Source organism: Lutibacter oricola (assembly GCF_900106565.1).
Lineage (GTDB): Bacteria > Bacteroidota > Bacteroidia > Flavobacteriales > Flavobacteriaceae > Lutibacter > Lutibacter oricola.
The window spans coordinates 1-2600 of sequence record NZ_FNNJ01000039.1; the positions used below are offsets into that span (position 1 = coordinate 1).

Below are 2600 nucleotides of genomic sequence, written 5' to 3' on the forward strand. Positions count from 1 at the left end.
TTCTGAAGCATAATTTTCTAAATCGGATTTTTCAAGTTCTCCATTCAGATATTGGTCGCATTTAGCGATTAAGTCCGAACGTGATATTTTGATTTTTTGATTCAATTCTGCGTTTTCTTAAATGGTGTACAACGGTTTTTGGTATGTTTTGTTGAGTGTTTAAGCACTAAATTTAGTAAATAATTACTGACCAAGAAAATCCGTGAGGATTTTCGTAAGTGTGCTAGAACCAAACAATAAAATATACCAGTTGTTAGCCAAAGTTTTATTCACCATTGTTATCTTCCTCGACTTCTACTTCATCTTTAGCTTTACTTTCATAGAATTGATTAGTTAATTCGGAAGTTAAATATGCATCATCTAGCATTTTTATAAATAACTCCTTTGAAATCTTTGTTTCAAGAATTATTCGGCTGCTATCATCGTTATACTTCATTTTTCTTGCTAAAGCTGGATGTGTTTTAGTAAAGTTAATGATTACGTCATTTGGTACTTGGTTTCTTATTACTGGAGAATTTTTTATTTTCAAAACTTTTCGAGCAAATGTAACATTAGATAGCATTGACGCAATACCTTCAGTTGTACTCAATAAATTTAAATCATCAATAAGTGTAATGCTTTGATTTGCTTCCCGAATTATAACATCGTGAAATCCGTGGCTATGTTCTAAAGTTTTTAATTCCGTAAAAATGAAAGTATTATTTACTTTAACAGCATTAAATTTAGGTGTTAATCGTAAAACCTTGTCCTCGAAACGTTCAAATTGTTCGTTAGATTTCCACAGCATATAGCCTCCACGTCCAAAAACTTCAACGACTGACAATTGCTTAAATATAATTAATTGATTTTGTTCAGTTCCAATTTCTATAATCAATGATTGTATATTTCCTAAATCATCATCTTCAAATGAAAATGTAGGAATATTATCATCTAACTCTGTGTTTAAATAGTCTAGACTTTCAGGTAAGTCTAAATCATATTCAAATACAGTATTTGCTCTGTCATCCGCTTCAGAAACAGTTATAATGGTTTGCTCTTCTACATTAATGATTGATTGAATAATACTATTTATAAATTGATTTTGAATAAAACTAATTTCTTCATTTACAATGTTTAGTTGTTTTACTTCGTTTGTATTTTTCATAACAGCATATACTACTGTCGATAATTGATCATCTTGATCTAAAACCAAATTTAGACCATTAATAAGTTCTTCTCTTGTCATACAATTTTTTGTTTTGCGTAATAAATTCTATTATCTAATTTTATATAATCACACCTTTGATTTAATTCTAATTTATCTCTACTAATTAATATTATATTTTCTCGAACACCACCTTTAAATTGACCATTAATTTTATAAATTCTATAATTTAAAATTGCTAAAGTTGGGTTGGCATAAAACAAATCGGTACGTACATATATCAAACCTATCACAATCAAAAGAATTACAAGTACAATTTGATATCTTAAATTAACGAAGTTAAAACAGACTAAAGGTATAATATATGTCGTTAAAAAGGTTAAATGTTCATATTCAATATTTTCAATGTGAGTTATTGAAAAAGGCATTTGTGTTGCTCCTTTTAAGATATATGAAAAATCTAAATATGAAATTAACCCAATAAATAAGCACAAGATGCAAATCAACGGAATAATATTTGTTGTTATTAATTCATAAAACCCTATGAATTCAGAGTTTTCTGAAAAACAAATAGGAATATTTATTGTAATTATTATTGTTAAAATAAAAAATAACCAAAGAGATAAAAAGAATAGTCCTATTTTTCTGTACATATATTATAATTTTTGTTCGGTTATAATTTTGGCTAACGGTTTAGGATAACAAAAGTTGTGTTTAAGTTATCGCAATTTTTCGTTTTATAAAATTAATAAAATAAAAGTTAAGAAACATTCTATTTAGCAGAAAGCAACAATTTTGGTTATGCAATGTTGCTTGTAGCAGCTTTGCATTTTGGTGCTAAAAAATCATACATAGTAATTTTCATTCATAGATTTTTTTAATTCTCAAATTTATCTTTTTAGTTATATTAATCTTAACTATTTATTTCAAATCGAGTTTTCTCTCACATCTCAGCTAGTTCTCCAATTTCATTGCTCAAAATCCTCCGTTTTGCTCATTTTACACGTTTCAACTAGAAATTCGTAGTTGTGCTAAAATCATTGTGTTTCAATGAGTTTTTGCGTTTCAATTTATCATTTGTTTATTTCTCAAATAATTCAATTTAGTTTCTGTTTGATAGAGTAGAAGAGTTAGTCAGAATTTTTCCTCATTAATAATTTTTTCACGCCTCTGTCAGTCTAACTATTTTAATCTTAAATGACTAAAATGTGGATTTCAGAAGTGAAATCCGCTGTTACAAGCAACGGTTTAGAGTTTAGTTTCGTTGCGTGATTTAGCTCAAAGTTAATTAAAAATCTAAAACATTTGAATAATCAGAGGTTAATCGCACAATTAACTAACCAAGCAATGAAATGAACGCATTGTTAGCCAAAGTATTTAATCTTTAAGAGTTAGTATTTTTATCAGTTTCTCGTTGATATAATAATTTCCAGTTCCTAATTTTTCTTTTTTTAGA

Annotated in this window: 2 protein-coding genes; both read right to left on the reverse strand. The window is 27.3% G+C overall.

Going from position 1 to position 2600, the window contains the following annotated elements:
- Window positions 1-265: 265 nt before the first annotated feature.
- Entirely contained in the window at window positions 266-1225 is a 960-nt protein-coding gene (kwaB, locus tag BLU40_RS17295) for an anti-phage protein KwaB (protein WP_090126749.1), read from the reverse strand.
- Window positions 1222-1797: an anti-phage protein KwaA gene (kwaA, locus tag BLU40_RS17300; RefSeq protein ID WP_090126752.1), complete on the reverse strand. Its 576-nt coding sequence runs from the start codon at window positions 1795-1797 to the stop codon at window positions 1222-1224. The genes kwaB and kwaA overlap by 4 nt, the downstream gene beginning before the upstream one ends.
- Between the last annotated feature and the right edge of the window lie 803 nt (window positions 1798-2600).

Excerpts from the sequence above, each read along its gene's own strand:
- kwaB (WP_090126749.1), bottom strand. The coding sequence starts at position 1,225 with ATGACAAGAGAAGAACTTATTAATGGTCTAAATTTGGTTTTAGATCAA.
- kwaA (WP_090126752.1), bottom strand. The coding sequence starts at position 1,797 with ATGTACAGAAAAATAGGACTATTCTTTTTATCTCTTTGGTTATTTTTT.